The organism is uncultured Stenotrophomonas sp., from assembly GCF_963519925.1.
GTDB classification, from domain to species: Bacteria; Pseudomonadota; Gammaproteobacteria; order Xanthomonadales; family Xanthomonadaceae; genus Stenotrophomonas; species Stenotrophomonas maltophilia_AE.
Genome location: NZ_CAUQPH010000020.1, coordinates 1 through 22112, shown reverse-complemented (window position 1 = coordinate 22112; position 22112 = coordinate 1). Strand labels below are relative to the sequence as shown.

Below are 22112 nucleotides of genomic sequence, written 5' to 3'. Positions count from 1 at the left end.
GCTGCAGCAACTTCTTTCGCAGTCACTTGGCCCCTCTTGACTGAGAGCGTACCACCTGACTCTCGAATTTGGGCGAGAAGCGGATTCGTTGCACCCTTGCCAATCGCAGGCGCCCCTTCAGTCGCATCCTTACGCTGCCTGATGCACGCTTAAATGAGACGACATCTGCGAGGCTAGTTATACCTCTCGGCAATGACACGATCGCCGCCCCGCCCTTTGCCAACCTTTGTTCATCCGTTAGGGAAGCCCAATGCTCCCAGGCGAGTGCCCCTGTAGTCAAAGGATTGGTCGTAACGAGCGTCCCCATCCCGCCGATTAATCTCCTTCGCTCCTCTCCATTGGTAAAGGGTCGCAATGAATCAACGGCTCCGGATACGATCTCATCAGTCACGCTGTTGACGGCATAGACTCCAGAAGCCACCACGGCTTCAGGTGCCGAGCTTGCATTCATCACCGCTTGCCGCGAGCTCTCCCGGATGCTGTTCATACCATTCTTTATGGCAAGCAGTGCGAAATCCTGCGCCGCCATGTTTAGCTCAATCACCGAGCGGATTGGTAAGGTATAACCATCGATAGCCTCGCGGAGGACGTCCCCGACCCCTCGATTCACCGGAGCGGAGAGGGTGTTCGTGTAGACAGGGCGTTGAGGCTCCTGGTAGCGCGGTGCGGGAGCGATGTCTGACGCGCCATCATTGAACGCGCTCACATCAATTTCATTTCCGCGCGCACGATCCTGCGCCGCCACCGCATGACTGGCAAGCGCCCATCGCAGCTGGGCGATCTGGTCCATGGTCAGACCCTCCGCCATCCACTCCGCGTCAGACACGCCCACTTGAACGGCGGGTAGATTGGTGACGTGATCGGTCGACCGAATCTCCGCGCTGCCATCCCCAAGGACTGAACGGTGTTCACCCAACTCAGCGGTCGCGAAGGGATAGCGTTCGGAGAAGCTACGCCCGTCAGCCATGGAGGCGTTGCGTGCTCGCTGCGGCACTGGAATGTACTTGTCGAGTTTCGACGCCAGGGCCGAGCCCAATGCATTGCCAAACGCATCTGCCGCTATCGCGCCATAGTTGATGTCGTCATTGATTCCGAACGTCCGACGCGTATGCAAGCTCACGACGCCGCCCACCATACCGCCGAGCGTGTCGCTGACGATGCCGTCAGATACAAACGGCTGGCTGCTGATGCCAAGGGAATGGTTGATCTTGCCGCCGACCACGGAGCTCACCGCCCCAGCCGCAATCGCGCGCCAGCTGAAGTGCGTATCAGCCACGCCGGCAATCTTACCACCCCCATAACCTGCGGCCGCCGTCGCGGCCCCCATCGCGGCCACTTTCGCGTACCCCATACCACCGGCTTCGATCAGCTGGGCTACCGACTTACCACCGCCGATGGCGCCTGCTATGCCGGCACCTGCCATGGATGTCAGGCCACTTCCAACCGCGCTACGCAGACTGAAGCTGTCCACCACGCCCATGGCCTTGCCCACCGCCTGGCTGGCGATGCTTCCCGCCATGCCGCCCGCGAAAGCCGCACCTGCGACAGCGGCACCAGCCGCAACTGCGCCGATTGCTGCGGTACTCACGGCGATGCCGCCAGTGAGCACTGCCGCGCCCGTTGCCATAACGCCCCCAACCATCAACGAGGGCGCAATGAGTGCGAGCGCAGCACCGGCCGTAAACACCGCCGCCACTACGGCCACTACCACCATCAACACCATGGCAATACCGTTGCAATGCTCCTTCGGCGGCGGCTCGATGTACGGGAGCGAAGGCGAAGTATTTCCAATTGCCTCCTGCGGGCTGAACGGCTTGAACGTAGTCGCGTCGTTGGCGGTGACTTTCACCTCCGGCACCACCAGGGTGGTGCCGGCAGTCAACCCGCTGTCATCGTTGATGGCATTGGCTTCAGCCAGCACGTACCAGAGGTTGGCATTGCCGTACACGCGCTGGGCGATGCCGCGCAGGGTCTCGCCTGCCAGCACCGTGGTGCGGCTGCTGCCGGCGGCGTTGTTGCTCTGGTAGGCGGTGAGGCGTCCGACGACGTCCACTTCACCGGTGCGCTTGCCTGAAGCCACCAGCTGACCACCCACATACGCGTACAGCTGGGTCTGGGTTTTCTGGGCAGCATCCTGGGTGAACAGCCCGTTCTCGAGCGTACCCTCGCGGCGACGCAGGATGTTGCCGGTGGCGTCGTAGCTGAAATAGCGGATACGGTCTTCCAGCGTTCCCAGGTTGCTGGCCAGCGGGGTGTTTTCGCGCACCGCCACGCGCCGACCCCAGGCGTCGTAGGTGCTGAAGGTGCTGGACGCGCGGAAGTTCTGGTTGCTGCTGGCGCCGGTCACGCGGGCTTCCAGGTAGCTGTCGCGCGCTTCGTAGGTGTAGTTGTAGCGGTGGGTGTAGCCCTTCGGGTCGTCCGCCGCCGCGCCGCTGCCTTCCTCGTGCTGGGCATACTGGTAGGTGTAGCCGCGAAGCCTCCCAGCGACGTCGTACCCCATGCCGTAGTTGACGCTTGCCAGGTTCTGCAAGGCGCCCAGATTGGTAACCTGGAACGCTCCACCATCGGTAGGCGCACCGGCGGTCCAGCCGAGCTGGCGACCCAGGATCAACTGCTGCTGGATCCGGCCATCAGCGTCGTAGCTGAAGGTCTCGGCATGTTTCAGCCACCCCGATACGTTCACCCCGTTGCGCACCGAGCCATTGTCGAAATAGGTGCGCTGCTCGATCACCCGGCCGACCGCGTCATAGCGGTAGCTGTCCTTCAGAACCAGCCCGGAGGTGCCGTCCAGCGGTACCGACTGGAAGACGTTCAAGCGCTGGCCGCGCTCGTCGTACTGGGTGGTTTCGGCTACCTGGACATGGCCGCTCAGGTAGCGGCGGCGCACCGCATTGCCAGCTTCGTCGTAATCCAGCGCGTAGCTCACATCGGCGTTGCCGAGCACGATCTGCCCGTCCTTCATCTTGCCGTTGGCGACCGTTACGCGGTTCTGTGCGTCGTACTGATACCAGTAGTCCTTGAACGGCTCGGCCATGTTGTACGGGTGGGACGGATCCGGATCCACGTAGTCACCGACATCCCCCAGCTCGCCGCCGCGCTCGTAGTTCCAGCTGAAGTCGTCCATCCAGACGGCCTTTCCGCCACTGCGGCCGGACACGCCACCAACCGACATGCTGACTGCCCCCTCGGGCACCTGTGCATTGATGTAAGAGGAGTGCCAGGCGCCACCGGAGCCGCTGTCGACGCGATTGCCAACCACGTCCGTGATGACGTTCCCATCGGCATCGTAGAAGCGCAGGAATACCGCGCCCCACGCCGTCCCCGCGCTGGATGCGCCCTGCTGAACATTGCCGCGGGCGTTGACCACGCTGCCCGCGCGGACAGCGATGCGCTCGTTGTTGATGGCCTTGCTTTCTGCGTCGCGCTGGAAGCGGATCGATCCGCCCGACTCGGACGTCCACGACGTGCCCGTGCCGAAGGTCCACCCTGACGAGTTGGCCAGGTTGCCATTGGCCGGCGCCGAGCCCCAGGTGAAGTTGTCGACGTACAGCGCGTCACCGCCGCCGGTTCGGAACGCATGCACCCCGATGGACATGAACACGGCGCCCGGCGGCACCTGCATCGATACCCTTGAATCGTAGATGTTGCCGTTGGACGCAGAGTCCACCATGTTGCCCAACGACAGCTTGATCGCATTACCGGCATAGTCGTACCACTGGATGGCGACAGCGGCGCCGGCCTCGCCCTCGCTGGAGGCGCCTTGGTCGACCCGCACCGAAGCGGTGATGGTCTCGCCCGGTTTCACCTCCACCCGCTGCTTGTTCAGGAGCGTGGAGCTGCCGGTGAAGTCGAACTGGGCCCGCTGGGTGCTGCCCTGCTCGCCACCGCTGACTACGCTCCAGCCCTCGGTCATGGTCCAACCGATATCGCCCCGCTCGAAGTCCGGGTTGGTGATGCCGCTGATGTCCAGGCCGGGCGCGTTGGCGTCGAAGGAGGTCCGTGCCAGCACGCGACGACGGTTGCCCACCGCGTCGTAGTCGTAGTTGAGCTCCAGCTGGGTGTGGTTGGCGACCATGTCCTTCTGGGTCACCTTGGTGATGCGGCCATGGGCGTCGTAGCTGACGCGCGTCAGCACGTGCAGCAGCTGCCCGTCCGCGTCGTAGGTGTACGCCTCCTCGGAGGTACGGTTGCCGGCCGCGTCATAGGTGTACCGGAACCAGTTGTTGCCCTCGCGCAGCTCCTTCAACGCACCGGAGCGGAAGTAGCTGTAGCTGCGCTCGGGGTCGTTGAGCAGCAGCGGCTCGGGCAGGTCCAGGTTGGTCTGGTCGGCGTCCAGGCCGTACTGGGACCAGTCACGGTCGTACCAGTAATCATCGATCGGCGTGGAGTACTGCCGAGCCTGCTCGGTCCACTGGCTGTTCTCGCGCAACAACTGCCCGGTTTCGCTGTCGTACTCGTAGTCGTAGTCGGCGCCGCTCAGGTCGTTATGGTCGATCAGGCGACCGAAGTAGTCGTATACCCAGGTGAGCTCGTCGAGGTTCATGACCTCGCCTTCGTCGTCGCGCTCGTAATCGATGACGGTACGCCGTCCACTTTCGGTCCGGCCCTGGACCTCCATGTTCAGGGAACTGGAACGCCCGTTGGCGCCGGTCGCGGTGATCTGGACTTCATAGCGCTGCACACCCGACAGCGTGCCCGACAGGGTGCCGGTCGCAGGGTCGAAGCTCAGGCCCGAGGTGTCTCCCGGCGAGCCGATGGTTACCCACTCGTCGTAGGTTATCTCCTGCCGCCGTTCGTAGTCGTACTCGCTGATTTTCACCAAGACGGACGCACTGTACGAGATGCCCTGGCCCTGGGTATCGACGAAGGTGCCCGCCGCCATCTGGTAGCTGAAGGGCTGGCCGGCGGTGACCCTCTGGTTGAACAGGCCCATCGCCGGAGCCGGGGCGCCTGCGTAATAGTTGGCGTACGCGGTCGCATTGACCACATGCAGGACGGAGCTGGCCGTGGCAGTCCTGCCACTGGCGCTGGTGGCGGTGTAGGTGATGCGATACTCGCCGTTCTGGGTTCCGGTCCCGCTCAAGGTCCGGGTCTGCGGGTCGTAGCTGAAGCCATCGGCCGTACGGAACGCCCGCGCCGCCGAATCCCAGTATTCCACTCGCACCGAGACCGCGGGTATTTCACCTTCGGCGGTGGTGAACGCCGCAGCTGGCACGCTGAAACTCACCGTCTGCCCAATCGCCGCAAACTGCGTATCGACCACTCCTCCGTTGAACACGGGCACGCCGTCGGCCGCCAGGCTCGGGTCGGACAGCGCATTGGTCTCGCGGATCTTGTTGCCCTGCAGGTCGTAGCCGTACGACATGGCCACGCCCGCCGCCGTCAGGCTTCGGATCACAAGGCCACGGCTGTCGTAGTCATAGGTGTTGACGTAGCCCAGCGCGTCGGTGACGCGCAGGCGGTTGCCGTTCTGGTCGAGCGCATAGCGCTCACGTACGGCCTTGGCGCGGGTCTGTCCATCGCTATCGCGCAGGAAGTCGCCCTGCGCGACGACGCGGCCGGCCGGGTCATACTCGAGGAAGGTCAGGTAACCCAGCGGGTTCTGGGTGTAGCGCTTCTGCCCGAAGGCATCATAGGCGAAGTGGGTCCGGTCGCCGGTGGCGGTTTCGGTGTAGCTCTGGCGGCCACTGGCGTCATACGCCGAGCGCTGCCAGTTGCCATTTGCGTCGCGGGTACCCACCAGGCGGCCGAGGGCGTCATAGTCCCACAGGGTCTCGGGAGCAATGTTGCTCACCGAGCCATCGCTGTTGAGGACACGTACGGTGGGCTTGACCTCGCGCACCACCTGGTTCTGCTGGTTGTACTCATAGAACGTAGTACCGCCACGCTGATCGAGCATCGAAAGCACGTTGCCCCAGGCATCGTAGGTACGCTCGACGGTGCTGACATCACCGGGCTGGTCGGTGTTGCCGGGAAGTATCTGCTTGACCAGATTCCCCCGCAGGTCGTATTCCATGGTCGTTTCGACGGTGACCAGGTTGCCGTTCGAGTCGCGGACGACGTGCGACTCCCTGATCGCCCGGCCAGCGCGGTCGTATTCGTAGTTCCGCTTCACGCCACCTTCGGCGTTGCTGGAGATCACGTTCCCCATCTGGTCATAGTCGTACTGGACCGCAAAATTCCCCGTGTCCAGGTCGAGGATTACGTTGCTGTCCTTGGCGATGATCTCGCCAAAAGCGTTGTAGCGGACCTGCGAGGCGGTATCGACCACGACCTGTAGTACGGCACCGCCCTCGCCCTGGTGCAGCTCGCGGGACACCTTGTTGATGATCTGGCGCCCGACCTTGTCGTAGACCGCTTCATTGACCGCCAGCGACCAACGCCCGGAGTTGCCGTCCAGCCGGGAGCGGGTAGCCAGCAGGTGGTCGGCCGCGTCATACGTGCGGGCATGCAGCGTGCCTGCTGCGTCGCGCTCCAGCACGCCGCGGCCCTGCCAGTCGTACAGGGTGCTGATGACCTGATCGCGGGCGGACGCCACAGCGCCCTGCCCGGCCTCGGCGCCGTCGGCGTAGCGACGCACCTGCACCACGTTGCCGAAGGCGTCGTAGGCCATGGTGCTGTACGGCGAGGCGCGACGGTACAGCGACTGCGACTGCAGGTTCACGCCGGTAGAGCTCAACTGGATGTCGGCGTTCCCGTTAACAACGTCGCGCTCGCTTTCGCGCACCGCGGTGACCCGGCCCAGGGCATCGTAATAGGTCCGGGTCTGCTCGCCCTGCACGGTCGAAGCTGTCGCCCGGCCCGACGCATCGTACTCGGTAAGGCTTTCGACATACGCGCCGTCATCGGGGTTGCCAAGGCTCCTGCGTTCGGCAACCTTGCGCCCCAAGGCGTCGTAGTCCCACTCGGTGACACGATTGTGTCCAACGAACAGCGGATCGAATTCACTCGCCGCCCTCGACTCCGGCCACTCCTCGCCCTCCTCCTCTTCCGGCGGTGCACCGTCGCCTGGGCGCGCGTATTGGGTTTCCCGGATCAGCTCGCCATTTGCGTTGTACTCCCACGCCGTGACGTAGCCGTCGGCGTCGATCCGGTGGGTCCGTCGGCCAGCATCGTCGTAGAAGTAGCGGGTTTCGACCTCGGTATTCCAGAGGTCGACCCCCTCATTCTCGTCAACCCAGATCTGACTGAGCTCCGCGCCTCCCGAGACCTGCTCGGAGACGAGTTCACCATATATGTTGTAGACGTAGTCTGTGACGCGGCCGTAGCCCGGAACGATCTGCCCGTCCCACCTGCTGACGAACGTTACTACCTCAACCACCTGCCATTTGCGGCCCGCCACGTCATAAGCAATGCGCAGCTGGCGATCCCGTTCAGGGGAAGGCGTGATCAGAGCTGCAATGTCCTGCGACCCCGGTGGCGATGTGCCTTCCAGCTCGATAGGCTCTGCGTAGCGGGTGAGCCGACTCTGCTGCCCCAATGCATTGTATCCGTACTCGGTTACCTGCCCTTCCGCATCGATGTCGTACTGAACTCGTCCGGCAGCGTCGTACGTTTTAAAGCTGTAATAGCCGAGCACGTCCTTCTGGGCGACGGCGCGCCCGAGGGCATCGTAGGTCACTTCAACGGTCGGTCGGATGCCGGTGGCATGGATCTGGCCGTCAGGTCCCATGACCCCGGCATCGGGGAAACGGGTGAGGACCTGCAGACCACGACTATCGTAGACATACTCGGTTGCTCGAGCCGTGGGCGAGCCGGCGTCTTCGATGCGCCGCGTCACGTTGCCGAATGCGTCGTACTCGATCAGGGTCGTGACCGAGCGTGTGGACGTGCTCAGATTGCCTGCCGGATCAGCGACCGAAACTGCGACCTGGGGACTCGTCTCCACGGTCCGGTTGCCGGCGGCGTCGTACTGATAGGTCCAGGTAGCCTGATTCTTGTCGGTGAAGCTGGTGAGCTGACCAATGCCGTCGTAGGTGAATCGCTCCACGGCCTGCAGCGCGTCGTAGCGCGCCACCACGTTACCTGCTGCGTCGTAATCCTGTCGGGTAACCCGTACGTTCTCCACTCCGGACAGGTGGGCGGCCAGTTCGGTTTCGTCCCAGTCACGCACTTCGACCCGATTCCCGAAGGTCCGGGTCTCGATCAGCTGACCGAGGGCGTCGTACAGATACTCCTGCGCCAATCCATCCGGCCCAACACTGAAGTGCTGGCGCCCTGCCGAATCCATCAGATAGCGGGTCCTGCGCTGCGGAACCTCGTCGATCGGCATCCCCGCCGCGTCTTCCAGCCACCCGATCACCCCTTGGACGGCGGCACTCTGCTGGTCGGACGTGCTTGCCAGCGCCATCCGGGAGGGGAAGTAGATCTGCGGCGACACGCCGTAGGCAATCTCGCCGGATATACGGCCAGCCGCATCGTAGACGATGCGCGTGATCTGTACCGAGTTCGCACCCTGGGTGCTCCACTCGTATGCGGTGCTCTGAACGTAAAGCAGCTTGAAGGCGAGCCGGCCTCCGTCGTCATAGACATATTCGGTGAGCGGGTCGCGCCGCTCAACCTCGCTGAAATAATACTCGGGCGGCATGGCGCCGCTGACCATGCCGGCCGCGATGTCGGCGTGAACGGTGACATCGATGGCGGTGCCGCCGAGCTGTTCCGAGACAACCCGGCCCGACTCGTCATACTGGGTTTGCGTGTAGTAGCCCTTACCGTCAACATGGCCTACGACACGCCCTATCGAATCGTACAGGTACGAGTCGATCCGATCCCGTGAATCATCGGTGTTGAACAGGGTTCGCAGCTGCGAGTCCGACACCTGGCCGTCAGTCAGCTGCTGCCTGAGAGAGCCATCCAGCGTAATCGAGGTCGCGAGCGTACGCACCTGGATGGCGTTGCCCCCGCATCCAGGGTCCGGAGCGTGATCACGCCGACGCCGTCGATGGCGAGCGTCTGCCTGCCGTCCTTGTCATGGATCAGGTAGCTCTGGCGGTCCCGGGTATCGTCCGCCACCAACTGTGCCCGGACCTGCACCTCTGAAACCTGGACAGGTAGTGCGGGCAGTGAAACCGGGTTTGCATACATTCGCGACGAGGTGCGCTGTCCTGCAGCGTCGTACCTATACTCGGTGACGCTGCCACGGGCGTCGACACTCAGCGTGAGTCGGTTGGCCTGGTCATAGACGAAACGGGTGGCCTGCTGCAACGCGTCGACGGTAGCCACTACATTGTCGTTGGCGTCGTAGAGATACCGGGTCGTCAGGTCAAGCGTGCCGACTGCTGCCACTTCGCTGGTGCGGCGGCCCAGTCCGTCGTAGGCGTACGCGGTGATCGTTGCCTGCGCCGTTCCCGCCCCTTTGGTGACGGTAAGCTGCTGGCCGAGGCCATCCCAGCTGTAAACGGTGCGCAGTGCCACCCCCTCAGGGTCGGTTATCGACTCCAGCATCCGCCCATCAAGGTCGTAACGCAGGGCGGTCTGGACGCCGGTGGCGTCGGTAATCAGCAGTTGGCGCCCGAGGCCGTCGTACTGGTACGTGGTCCCGGGGTGGACGTTGCGCACGTAGGTCCTTGTATCTTCAAAGCCGTCACCATCGGTGTCGACCCAGGATTCGACCCAGCCAGCCTCGGACCTCGACAGAACGCGACCACGCGCGTCATACGTGTAGACGGTTTCGTATCCGCCCACTCCCTCGGCCAGCAGCAGGCCACGACGGTCGTACTCAAAGGTCTCCCTGTAGTCGACGCGACTTTCCCACTCGCTTTCGGTGCTGCTCGTCTCGGCGACCAGTCGCCCCTCCGCGTCATACTCGAATGCGCGTGTACTGCCATCCTGCCGCCGTATCTCCACCTGCTGACCATGCAGGTTGTACTGGGTCACCACCACCAACCCTTCCGGGGTGGTCATGGTCATGGTGCGGTTTTCGTTGTCGTGCACGAAGGTGGTCGCGCGACCCAGTGCATCCACCTGGCTGACCACGCGGCCCCAGGCGTCGTACGCGAGCTCGGTGCGTTCCTGGCGCCCGGAAACGCTCTGCTGCACCGCCACCTGGCGGCCCATCCGGTCGAAGCTGTAGAAGGTGGCCGTACCGCGTCCGTCGCTGGTCTGGACGGTGCGCCCGAACGCGTCGTACTGGGCGGTGGTGATCCGCGCCAGCCCCTGCGCGTCTTCGGTCAGCGACAGACGCTGGCCGCGCTGGTCGTAGCTGCTTTCGGTCACGCGCCAGCTGGTGGCGGTGATCTGGTCGTCCTGACGGACCAGTTCGCCGAACGCGTTGTAGCCCATCAAAGAGCGGTAGCCCTCGGCGCTGGTGCGTTCGGTGAGCAGGCCGCGGCGGTCGTACTTGAACTGCTGGCGGCTGTCGTAGGTGGCAATGTACTGCAGCACCTGGATCGCAGCGGCCGCTTCGTCGCGGCCGAACGGCGGGCTCAACAGCACCCGGCCGGTGTAGCGGATCGTGTCGCGTGCCTGGCCGAACGCGTCGTAACGGATCTCCTCCACCTCGGCTTCGGCGTTGCTCATTCCCTCCGCATCGGAGTACATGCCGTACACCGTGTGGGTGAGGCGACCCACCGCGTCGTGGAAGTACCAGGTCCGATTGCCTTCCGCATCGATGCTCTCGATACGACGGCCCAGCGCGTCATAGCTGTGCCGAGTGCCATACTCGGCGAACAGGAGCTCCAGGCTGGCGGCACTCATGCTTTCGTCGTACAGCGCCGAGCCGGCGCCGTTCAGCTCGCCGATCAGATTGCCGAACGCGTCGTAGCGCACCATCGCATGGCGGGTTTCACTGGATTCCGCCCCGGATTCAGTGTGGATCAGGCGCCCCTGGCTGTCGTAGCTGAAACGGGTGACCAGGCTTTCCGGGGACACCTCCACGCTCAACTGACCGAGCGCGTTGTAACTGCGCAGCGTGGTGCGCACCTGGCCGTCGGCGCTGGCCTGCTGGCGCAGCGAGGAGAAGCTGGCCGCCGGGTCGGCGTCGGCGAGTTGGAGTCCATACGAGAGCACGCCACGCTGGTTGCGGGCCTGGTCGTACACGTATTCGGTGAAGTAGCCCTCGGCATCCAACTGGCCGATCAGGTTGCCGCGCCCGTCATGGAAGCTGCGGGTGACCGCATCGGTTGCGCTGGCCTGGGGCCGGAGATCGTCCAGCGTGCCGGCGGCCCGCTCGGCCGGGGCCGTGGCGGTGGCATAGGCCACGCTGCGCACCAGGCGCCCGCCGGCGTCGTACTGGAATTCGGTCAGATAGCCGGCCGCATCCAGGCGGGCGACCTCGCGACCATTGAGGTCATGGAAGTAGCGCAGCACGCGGGCACTGTCCGCGCTGCCAGCGGCGTCGGTGGCGCGCGCTTCGAGCAGGCGGCCGGCGCCGTCGTACCGGTAGGTGGTGATGCCACCCTCGCCGTCGATCTCGCTCAGGGTGCGGCCGAGGGCGTCGTACTGCAGCCGTGAGGTCCGGTCCTGCGCGGTGGCCTGCGGCAGCAGGCTGGATAGCGCCGTCGGCACCACCCTGCCATCGGCCAGCCAGCCCGCGGTGGGCACCTGGGTGGCGTAGGTGGTGGTATTGATTACGCGCCCGAGCGCATCGCGCAGGTACGCGGTGACCGTACCGGTGGCGTCAACCTGCCCCGCCAACTGGCCTTCTCCGTCATAGAAGAAGTACGTGCGCCCGCCATTGGCGTCCTCGCTGGCACGCAGCTGGCCCGTGCTGTCGTAGAAGTGCCGGGTGGTGCGGGTTGGCGTGCTGCCGTCCAGCACCGATTCGGTCACCGCAATCAGCTGGCCAGCGGCGTTGCGGACCTCGGTGCGCAGCAGGTCGTTGTCGGTGCCATCGCCGGCCAAGCCGCCTTCGATGCTGGCGCGCAGGGTGCTGCCGGAATCCTGGTAGGTCCAGGTGCTGGTGCGCAGGGTCGATGCCTGCTCAAGCACGCCGCCGACCTGGCGACGCTGCTGGACGGTCTCGGCCAGCAGTCGTCCGAGTCCATCATAGGCATAGCTGACCACTTCCGCGACCGTGTCGCCGGTCGCTTCGCGCCCGGACGGGTAACGCACCACGATCTTCTCACGCAGCAGGCCCTGGGCGTCGTAGACGAATTCCACGATGTCGGTGCTGTCGTTCAGCACTCCAGCCCCGCTGGCATCGACCTGGTCGAAGCTGCGGGTCTGGTTGAGGCGGCCACGCAGGTCGTAGCCATACTCGACAAGGCCGCTGGCGGCGCGGCGCTCGACGCCTGCCCAGGCTTCAAGGTCGCTGGTGGTGAAGGCGCCGCTGTAGGTGTCGACCAGGTAGCGGCGTACCGACGCGATCTGGCCGATGCCGGTGCCGGCGGTGGCGTAGGTGGTCTCGGTCACCTCGCCGCTGGCGCTCACTGTGAACCGGAGCCGGCCCTGCGCATCGCGCAGGAAGTGGCCGGTGGCGCCGCCCTGTGGCGTGGCGGCGCTGCCGGCGCCGTCGGTATCCAGGCCGCTGTAGATCGTTTCGGAGGCAAGCTGGTGGTTGGCGTCGTAGCTGCGCTGGATGGCGGTGGCACTGGCGCCGCTGGATGGATCCACCGTGTTCCACTGCCACAACAGGTTTCCGCTGCCGTCGTACTGATAGTCGCTCTGGCCCAGCACCACGCCTCCACGCAGGGTGCGCGCCTGGAGCAGATTGCCGTCGGCGTCGTAGCTGTACTGGCTGGTGTCGCGCTGGCCGTCCACGACCGGTGCCTGTACCTCGGTCAGGCGGCCGGCGGTATCGTAGCCGTACGACCAGGTGCGCCCGCTGGAATCGCTGACGTCGGTGCGGCGGTTGGCAGCGTCGTAGCTGTAGGTCAGGGTCTGGCCGATACCGTCGGCATCGTTGACGTTGTCGTCGCCCTGGGTCACCGAAATGATGCGGCCTTCGGTGTCGTAGCCATAGCTCACCAGGCTGCCGTCGCCTTGCCGTACCTGGCTGATGCGCAGGCTGGTGGCGTCGGCGTAGGTGTACACCGTGCGGTACAGGTAGCCGTCGTTGGCGGCGGCATCGGTCGCGTTCCAGGTGTCCTGGTCGTCGATGCCGTCGCGCGGGGTCAGATCGACCAGTACCGAGGTCAGCCTGCCGATGCTGTCGTAGCCATAGTTGACCTGTCCGAGCAGCACGCCGTTCTCGCGGGTGGACAGGGACGCAAGACGGCCAGCAGTGTCGTAGGTGAAGACCAGGGCGTCCGGGGTAGCGCCCGCGCTGGTGTCCTTGCTGCGGACCTGGGTGATCCGGCCAGCACCGTCGTACAGCACGTCCCAGCTGGTCGGCGCGGTGGCATCGCCCAACAGGTCGCGAATGCGGGTAAGGCGGCCCTTGAGCGTGGCGTTGGCGTGGTCGGCGTAGGTTTCCTCGCGCCGCGAGCTGCCTTCGATGTAGGTCCAGGTCTTGCTGCCGGCGGTGTAGGTCAGGCTGTCATGTGCGCCGTCGCCGCTGGTGGACTGGTAGGTAGTGCCCGCGGTATGGGTGAAATCCTGGTAGGCGCCGTCACCGGTGTGCAGGCGCATCACGCTGCCGGCGGCACCCACGGTACCGGAGAGCAGCTCGACGCGGCGCTCGAATCCGGTGACCCAGCCGTCGCTGCCGACCTGGCTGGACAGCCCCTGGCTGTTGTAGGTGCGGAACTGCCCCAGGGTCATGCCCCGGAACAGCAGCTGCTCGTCCTGGCTGTGCAGGATCAGGTTGCCGTTGCTGATGTTGACGTACTGGCGGTCGTTTCCCTGGACCCCCAGCCGTGCGCCGCTTCCCAACCCCAGGCCGGCCTGGAGCGAAGAATTGAACAGACCCAGACCATTCCCTGCAATTACTGCGGCCATTACGCGCCCCTAGGTTGGAGAAAGGCCGCACTTCCTGCGGCTTATCTCCCTCTATCCCGAGGGGCGCGAAAAGGTTTAGGGGGTCAGATGGCCACGTGCGCCAGCCGGAACTGCCCGAGCCCGCTGTCGTCCAGCGATACCAAGGGAGCTGCGCCGGACCCGGCACCCGGCACCGCCATCGCCGCCACCAGCACGTTAAGTTCGGTGGTGCCCTCGCTGCCAGCCGTCGGCAGTGCCCCGATGATGCTGTAGGCGTCCCAGATGGTGCCGTCGGCAAACCAGACCTCGTCGAAGGCGGTGGGCCAGTCGCCTTCCACCTCGGGCAGGAAGTCGACCAGGGTCAGGCTGTCGTCGGTGCCGGTGAGGCTGAGCACCACGTCACGGCCGTCCCGGCTCAGGGTCACCTGCTCGGCGGCGATGCCCTCGCCCAGCTGCACGACGTCCCAGAAGATGCCGTCCGGGTCCTGGCTGGTCGCGCGGTCCTGGCCGGAACCCCGCGAGAACACGAACATGTCGTTGCCGTCGCCGCCTTCCAGGCTGTCGTTGCCGACGCCGCCGTCCAGCACGTCGTCGCCTTCCCCGCCGTCCAGGGTGTCGGCGCCGCCTCGCCCGTACAGCAGGTCGTTACCGCCGAGGCCCTGGATCAGGTCCGAGCGCGAGGTGCCCTGCTGGTACTGGTCGGTTTCATCGCCGAGCAGCTGCAGGTCCAGCAGATCGTCGAGATTCCAGGTGGTGCCATCGGCGAAGCGCACCTCCTGGATGGAATGGGGATCGGTGAACACCCCCTCCAGCGTGATCGAGTCGCCGTTGGCGTGCTGCAGCAGCAGGTCCGACGCTCCGCTCACCACGCGCAGATCGCTGCCCACCACGCCCGCGCCGAACTCCAGCACGTCGACGTCGTCCCCGCTCGCCTCCGCGCCGCTGCCGGCCACCACATCCCTGCCCCAGCCCAGCTGGAACCGGTAGGTATCGCTGCCGCTGCCGCCGTCCAGGCGGTCATTGCCGGCGCCGCCGTCAAGGATGTCATCGCCCGCGTAGCCGAACACCGTATCATTGCCGCCGCCGGCGTCGATCGTGTCGTCCACGCTGCGACCGTGAATGTACTGGGCTGCGCCCGTTCCCTGCTGCTGGCCGAGGATCAGGTCGTCGACGCTCCAGACGGTTCCGTCGACGAATCGAACCTCGTCGACGGCCCGGTCGCCGTCCTGCCCGATGTGCGAGAAGAAGCCGCCTACGGTGATGCGGTCGCCCGTGGTGGCATGGGTCAGGATCAGGTCGGACGCCGTGCTCGCTACGGTCAGATCCACAGCCGAGATGCTATTGACGAAATAGATCCGGTCCAGCCCGATCCCATCTTCTGCAGGATTCAGGGTGCGGATCGTGTCCTTGCCCCAGCCGCTCGCGAAGTAGTACGTGTCGTTGCCCAGGCCGCCGATGAGGATGTCATCGCCCGCGCCGCCCTCGAGCAGGTCGTCGCCCTCCAGCCCGCGCAGGGTGTCCTTGCCGCCCTGGCCGATCAGGTAATCGCCGAACTCATCACCAGTGAGGGTAGTGCCGGTGACATCCGCTGTCTGCGTCCACAGCGTTGCCGCCTGCAGCTGGGCGGAATCCAGTTCCGTACCGTCGGCAAAGCGCAGTGACAGGCTGGGCTGCCACCATCGGAAATCGAGGAACGCGATGCCGCCGCCGTCGCCGAGCGTCCGGAAGCTCAGGTCAATGCCGTCGTTGATCACAACAACGTCCGCCGCGCTCAGGCCGGGACCGAACAGGACCTCATCGTTACCGGACACAGTGTAGGCGTAAACAGTATCCAGTCCGTTGCCGCGCTGATAGTAGTAAGTGTCGTCGCCGCTGCCGCCGTCCAGTTCGTCGTCACCCTGGCCGCCGTCCAGAAAGTCGTCGCCTTCCTCTCCTGCCAGATAATCCGCGTCATCGCCGCCGAAGAGTGAGTCGTTACCTACATCGCCGTAAAGCCGGTCATTGCCCGTTCCGCCGAACAACACGTCATCGCCTGCCCCGGCGTACATGTAATCGTCACCGCCGCCGCCATCGAGCGTGTCATTCAATGTCGTGCCGTGGATCTCCCGGCCCTCATCGGTGGGCGGATTGCCGATACGATTCAGTTCGGCGTGATCGATCACCGTGCCGTCGGCGAATCGTATTCCATCAATGTGGTAACTGTAGTCACCCAGCGGCTGGTAGAAGTCGAGCACCCGGATGACGTCGTCAAGGTAGCCATCCAGGCGCAATTCCATCGTATCGCCGACCCGGCTCACCCGCAGGCTGGAAGCGGAGATGCCCGCTTCGAACTCAATGAAGTCACTGGTAGCCGCTCCGTACTTGTAGCGCGTGTTCTGTATTACATCCGAACCAAAACCCAGCCCGAAGCGATACACGTCGTTTCCATCGCCCCCTTCAAGCAGATCGTTGCCGGTACCGCCGATGAGAATATCGTTGCCAGCCTCTCCGTAAAGCGTGTCGTTCCCGCCGCCGCCGTCGATCACGTCATCGCCGCTCGAGCCTCGCATCACCTGATCGGAATCGGTGGGCAACAAGGTCATCTGCCTCAACTGTGCGGGACCCCAGGTGACCCCGTCGGCAAAGCGGACCTCATCGATAGCCGCATCCGGGTAGTTCTCGTAATACCTGATGGTGAGCTGGTTGGTCCCATCGGTCAGCACCAGGTGCCCGTCAACCATTGAGGCGGTAAAGAGCGTGGACACCAGGTCGCCCGTGAACTCCACCGTACCGCGGCTGTCCGAATACCAGTGGTAGTTGTCGATGGTGTCGATGCCGAAGCCCGGGCCGAACCGATAGGTGTCGTTGCCTTCTCCCCCGCTCAGGTAGTCATTACCCGCACCGCCCACCAGCACGTCATCGCCAGAATCGCCATAGAGCTCGTCGTCGCCGTCTCCCCCCATCAGGAGATCGTCCCCGTCATTGCCATACAGCCGGTCGTTTCCTTCGCCGCCATCCAGGCTGTCGTTCCCCTGCTCCCCCGTCAGATAATCGTCACCGGTCCCGCCGGACAGGACGTCGTCCCCGCCGCGGCCATAGAGCGAGTCATTGCCGCCGCCACCCTCGATGACGTCTACGGCGTCGGTGCCGACCAGAGACTGGTTCTCATCGGTTGGCCGGTTGAGCTGTCTTATGACCTCCATGGAATCCCAGACGGTCCCGTCCGCAAAGCGGATACCGCCGATCTGCCCCGGGTAGCCCCAGTAGAAATAGTTCGACACTCTCACCGAGTCATCGGGCCTTCCTATAAATGTGAACTTCAGTCCCCATGGGCTTCCCAGGTCGTCTTCCACCCGCACATCCGCGACGTTGATGGAGCCATCGAATTCAATGAAGTCGTCAGAGACGCTGTTTTGCATGTTATCAATGGAATCATGCCCGTCACCAGCGCTGAAACGATAGACGTTCGCGCCCTCCCCGCCGAACAGGACATCATCACCGCGCCCACCGATCAGTACGTCGTTGCCAGCTTCGCCGTAGAGTTGGTCATTGCCCTCCTCACCGTAAAGAATGTCATCACCGGCGAGGCCCCAGAGGTGGTCCCAGCCCTTACCTCCATAAATGATGTCCACGCCATTGGTTCCGGACAACGATTCCGAGGTGTCGTTGCCAGTGATGATGTTCGGGTCGGGCATGAGGCGGGTCCTTGAGAGGTGCGGAGAGTGCAGAGCAGGCGACCGCGATCCAGGTGTACGCCGCCTCTTATGGTGAAACATCCCCGATTCGGACAGATGGTTTAGCCCTTTCGCGCCTCCGGCTGCCGGAAACGCCCACTCCCGCTCTTCGCCTCGCTGCTATAGTCCCTTCATCGTGACGGGCACCCCGCCCGTCCTTGGATCTCAGGGAGCGGGCCATGGGTCTCATTCAGGCAGTGAAGGGTGCAGTCGGCGGCGTGCTGGCCGACCAGTGGAAGGACTTCTACACCGTTCCGGCAGGCCTGCCGGCCACGGCGGCGCTGTTCGCGGCGGTGCCCCAGGGCACCAACGCCGGGCGCGGGTCCAACACCAGCGGCTCGTCCAACATCATCACCAATGGCTCGAAGATCGTGGTGCCCGAGGGCTATGGCCTGCTGCTGTTCCAGGACGGGGCCATCACCGGCTTCGTCGCCGAACCGGGTGGCTACGAGTGGCGTTCGGATGACCTCAACTCGCAGTCGATCTTTGCCGGCGACGGCATCGTCACCCCGTTGATCAAGCAGAGCTGGGAGCGCTTCAAGTTCGGCGGCCAGCCCGGCGGCCAGCAGGCCGCGTTCTTCGTCTCGCTCAAGGAGCTGCCGGACAACCGCTTCGGCACCCAGTCCGAGATTTACTGGGACGACGGCTTCCTCAACACCCAGGTCGGCGCGATCACGCGCGGCTCGTACACGCTGAAGATCGTCGACCCCATCCTGTTCGTGAAGAACTTCGTGCCGGCCAGCTACCTGCAGCCGGGCAAGGTGTTCGACTTCACCGACCTGGACAACGCGGCCGCCAGCCAGCTCTTCAATGAGGTAGTGGGTTCGCTGGCGCCCGCCTTCAGCCTGTATACCAACGATCCGGGCAAGGGCAACCGCATCACCAAGCTGCAGCAGGATTCGCTCGGCTTCGCGCAGAGCCTGTCCGCTGCCGTTGAGCAGGGTTACCAGTGGAAGTCCGACCGTGGCCTGGCCATCGTCAAGACCGCCATCGTCTCGATCGAGTACGACGCCAATACCCGCGAGCTGCTCAAGACCGTGCAGCGCGCCGATGCCTTGACCGGCGGCCGTGGCAACTCCAACCTGCAGGCCAGCGTGGCCCAAGGCATCCAGTCGGCCGGTGAGAACGGCGGCGCGGCCGGGCTGGTCGGCGTCGGCATGGCGACCGGCATGTTCGGGGCCGGCGCGATGCAGCAGCCGGTCGCCCCGGCAGCGCCGGCGGCCGATGACCCGGTGGCCAAGCTGAAGAAGGCCAAGGAGATGCTGGACCTCGGCCTGATCACCCAGGACGACTACGACGCGCTCAAGGCCAAGGCACTGGGTCTGTAAGGCGGGCGCACGATAACCATGTCCGATCCAAGAACACCGCCCCCGCTGCCCGGGGGCCCGCCGCCGTTGCCCGAGTCCGTCACCGGACCCGGTTCGCCACGCGACGTGCCGCCGCTGTCCGGCAGCTTCCCGCTGGACCCGGCCACCCTGCCCGACCCGATCCGCGCCGAAATCGAGGCGCCCGATCCGGTCGCGCTCGATACCCGGGCCGAGGAGCTGAAGGACGGTCTCAACCGTTGCCCGAAGTGTGGCTCGACCGACGTGCGCCTCAAGCTGGGCACCGACGTGCTGGTGTGCCAGTTCTGTCGCCACGAATGGCACGGCGCGCTGGTGGAGCAGGAATTCGGGCTGGGCGAAGGGCTCGACCAGCTGCGGGGCACGGTCATCGCCTCCGGTGCCCGCGACATCCAGGCCGGGACCGCCAGCCTGATGAGCTTCAAGTGCACCGGCTGCGGCGCCGAAGTGACCATCAACACCGAAACCACCATGACCGCACGCTGCCATTGGTGCCGCCATGTGTTCGGGGTCAACGAACAGGTCGCCAACGGCGCGGTGCCCGATGCGGTGCTGCCGTTCCGGATCACGAAAGACGACGCGGTCGCGCGCATCCGCCAGTTCGTGGACAAGCGCCGGCTGTTCGCACTGAAAGCGTTCAAGGAGCAGTTCACTCCGGAGAACGTGGTCGGCGTGTACATGCCGTACATGATCGTGGACAGCAATGTCAGCGCCCGCGTGACTGGCAAGGGTGAGATCAAGACCCGGCAGTACACCCGCGGCGAAGGCGACAAGAAAAAAACGTATTACGACGCGGACGTCTACCAGGTGGACCGCCAGGTGGATTTCACCGTGGACGACCTGCCGCTGGAATCCTCGGCCGAGCGCGGCAACCTGGATACCAAGGTCAACACCAACAACATCATCAACGCGATCCTGCCGTTCGACACCAAGAACGCGTTGAAGTGGAATGCATCGTATCTGCTGGGCTTTACCTCGGAAAAGCGCAACCTGGACGTGGAGAAGATGAAACCGCGGCTGGAAGACCAGCTGCTGTCCATCGCCCGTTCCGAGGTCGAGGGCTCGGTGCGCCGCTACGACCGCGGCGTGCGCTGGGAAACCGAGCAGGTGGACGTGCACGGTTCACGCTGGGTGTCGATGTACCTGCCGGTGTGGCTGTATTCGTACCACCAGCCCGGCAGGAACGGCGGCATGCTGCACTACATCGCGGTCAACGGGCGCACCGGTGAAACCATGGGCAGCGTGCCGGTGCAGCAGTGGAAGCTGCTGCTGGCCGCGCTCACCACCGGCACGGTCGTTGAAGCCATCACCCTCTGGTTCCTGGTAGCTGCCTCATGAGCGACGATAGTGGACTCTGGTTGCTGTTGGCTGGCCCTGCCAGCGCAACAGCCCTGTACTGGGGCCTGTACCGGTACTACCGCAACACCGACAAATCGCACGCGTTCGAGCGCGAGACCACGGTGGAGGCCAAGCCGGTGACCGGCTCGGACCAGCAGGTGGGCACCAACAATGGCACCCAGGAGACGCGGATACGCGGCGACAACGTGCGCGAGTATCGGAAGCGGGTGGTGCGCGGGGGAGGATGAACGCGGTCCATCAACGCCCGTCTTCGCGCTACGTGCATCCACCATGCACTCTGACTAGACAAGACATGGCACACCGTGGGGTAGATCGCCCCAGCCGGAACTGCCATGAGCGAGTACGACCGCCCCGACCCGCGTCCGCGCGAGCTTTACCCCGTGACGCTCACCGTCAACGGTGCGCTGCACACCCTGCAGCTCGAATCCACGGTCAGCCTGCTCGACCTCCTACGTGAACGGCTTCAGCTGACCGGCACCAAGAAGGGCTGCGACCACGGGCAGTGCGGCGCCTGCACGGTGCTGGTGGATGGGCGGCGCATCAACAGCTGCCTCACCCTGGCGGTGATGCAGGACGGGGCCGAGGTGCAGACCATCGAAGGCTTTGCCGAGGGCGACGTGCTGCACCCGCTGCAGGCGGCGTTCGTGGCCTGCGATGCCCTGCAGTGCGGGTATTGCACCCCCGGGCAGATCTGCTCGGCACAGGGCCTGGTCAACGAAGGCAAGGCCTGCAGCCGCGACCAGGTGCGCGAGCTGATGAGTGGCAACATCTGCCGCTGCGGCGCCTATCCGCAGATCACCGATGCGGTGATGTCGGTGCTGGACGGCGACGACGAGGGCGCCAGGCCAACCCCGAAAGACTGGGTGCCCGGGACGGTGCCGGCATGATTCCCCCGACCTACCAACGCGCAGAATCGGTCCAGCAGGCGCTGCAGGCCCTCGCCGATTCCGAAGGCGCCAACACTACCCGCTTCATCGCCGGCGGCACCAACCTGCTCGACCTGATGAAGCTGCAGTTGATGACTCCAGCTGCCCTGGTGGACGTGAACCGGCTGCCGCTGGATACCATCGAGCAGCGCGAAGACGGCGGGCTGCGCCTGGGCGCCACCGCGCGGAACGCCGATACCGCCTGGCATCCGCTGGTGGAACGCAACTATCCCCTGTTGTCGGCTGCGATGCTCGCGGCTGCCTCGCCGCAGCTGCGCAACATGGCGAGCAATGGCGGCAACCTGCTGCAGCGTACACGCTGCACGTATTTCTATGACCGGGCCACGCCGTGCAACAAGCGCGAACCCGGCACCGGCTGCTCGGCACTGGGCGGGCTGACCCGCCATCACGCGATCCTCGGGGCCAGCGAACACTGCATTGCCACCCACCCGTCGGACATGTGCGTGGCGCTTGCGGCGCTCGAGGCCACGGTGCATGTGGCCAGCGTGCGGGGCGAACGGACCATCCCGTTCGCCGGGTTCCACCGCCTGCCGGGGGATGCCCCGCATATCGACAGCACGCTGCAGCCGGACGAACTGATCCTGCGCATCGAACTGCCACCGGCGCCGGAATACGCCGCGCACAGCGCCTACCTGAAGTTGCGCGAACGGTTGTCCTACGCCTTCGCTCTGGTGTCCGTGGCGGCGGCACTGGATATTGCCGACGACGGCAGCATCCGCGGCGCGCGCCTGGCGCTGGGCAGCGTTGCGCACAAGCCGTGGCGCGACCCGGCGGCAGAAGCCCTTCTGGTCGGCCAGCGGCCAAGCACCGAGGCGTTCGCGGCGGCGGCCGACCGGCTGCTGGGCGGCGCCGGCCCCCCAGGCCCGAACGCCATCAAAATACCCCGTGCCCACCCCGCCCACAAACCCGCGCTCACCCCCCCCCCGAACCGCACCGTCCCCCCCCCCGGCCGG

Annotated in this window: 7 protein-coding genes and 1 pseudogene; 5 read left to right on the top strand and 3 right to left on the bottom strand. The window is 65.0% G+C overall.

Annotation, left to right across the window (positions count from 1 at the left end; translation table 11 throughout):
- Positions 1-22: 22 nt before the first annotated feature.
- From RWO33_RS06120 to RWO33_RS06110, 3 genes are all read right to left on the bottom strand, one after another.
- Positions 23-8884, bottom strand: coding sequence for a putative Ig domain-containing protein (locus RWO33_RS06120; RefSeq protein WP_314103240.1), 8862 nt, complete (start codon positions 8882-8884; stop codon positions 23-25).
- A complete protein-coding gene (locus RWO33_RS06115; RefSeq protein ID WP_314103238.1) occupies positions 8830-13818 on the bottom strand; it encodes a hypothetical protein in 4989 nt (1662 codons plus the stop codon). Before RWO33_RS06115 ends, RWO33_RS06120 begins: the two co-directional genes overlap by 55 nt.
- A gap of 83 nt (positions 13819-13901) precedes the next feature.
- Entirely contained in the window at positions 13902-17471 is a 3570-nt protein-coding gene (locus RWO33_RS06110; RefSeq protein ID WP_314103236.1) for a calcium-binding protein, read from the bottom strand.
- Positions 17472-17689: 218 nt separating this feature from the next.
- Here RWO33_RS06110 and RWO33_RS06105 point away from each other — a divergent pair, with 218 nt between their 5' ends.
- The 5 genes and pseudogenes from RWO33_RS06105 to RWO33_RS06085 form a co-directional block, all read left to right on the top strand.
- On the top strand, positions 17690-18838 hold the full coding sequence (locus tag RWO33_RS06105; protein ID WP_314103234.1) for an SPFH domain-containing protein: 1149 nt from the start codon (positions 17690-17692) through the stop codon (positions 18836-18838).
- 18 nt (positions 18839-18856) lie between these two features.
- Positions 18857-20191 carry a TFIIB-type zinc ribbon-containing protein gene (locus tag RWO33_RS06100; protein ID WP_314103231.1) on the top strand — a complete coding sequence of 445 codons (1335 nt, stop codon included), beginning with the start codon at positions 18857-18859 and terminating at the stop codon, positions 20189-20191.
- Positions 20188-20439, top strand: coding sequence for a hypothetical protein (locus RWO33_RS06095; RefSeq protein ID WP_145477515.1), 252 nt, complete (start codon positions 20188-20190; stop codon positions 20437-20439). Before RWO33_RS06100 ends, RWO33_RS06095 begins: the two co-directional genes overlap by 4 nt.
- A 147-nt stretch (positions 20440-20586) precedes the next feature.
- Positions 20587-21099 (top strand): annotated as a pseudogene (locus RWO33_RS06090) (2Fe-2S iron-sulfur cluster-binding protein); the annotation flags it as partial.
- On the top strand, positions 21072-22112 hold a 1041-nt coding region (locus tag RWO33_RS06085), incomplete at its 3' end, for a xanthine dehydrogenase family protein subunit M (protein ID WP_314103276.1). The pseudogene RWO33_RS06090 and the gene RWO33_RS06085, both read left to right, overlap by 28 nt.

What these genes read in the sequence shown, in the direction of transcription:
- RWO33_RS06110 (WP_314103236.1), bottom strand. Translation starts at nt 17,471, where the DNA reads ATGCCCGACCCGAACATCATCACTGGCAACGACACCTCGGAATCGTTG.
- RWO33_RS06115 (WP_314103238.1), bottom strand. Translation starts at nt 13,818, where the DNA reads ATGGCCGCAGTAATTGCAGGGAATGGTCTGGGTCTGTTCAATTCTTCG.
- RWO33_RS06100 (WP_314103231.1), top strand. Translation starts at nt 18,857, where the DNA reads ATGTCCGATCCAAGAACACCGCCCCCGCTGCCCGGGGGCCCGCCGCCG.
- RWO33_RS06095 (WP_145477515.1), top strand. Translation starts at nt 20,188, where the DNA reads ATGAGCGACGATAGTGGACTCTGGTTGCTGTTGGCTGGCCCTGCCAGC.
- RWO33_RS06105 (WP_314103234.1), top strand. Translation starts at nt 17,690, where the DNA reads ATGGGTCTCATTCAGGCAGTGAAGGGTGCAGTCGGCGGCGTGCTGGCC.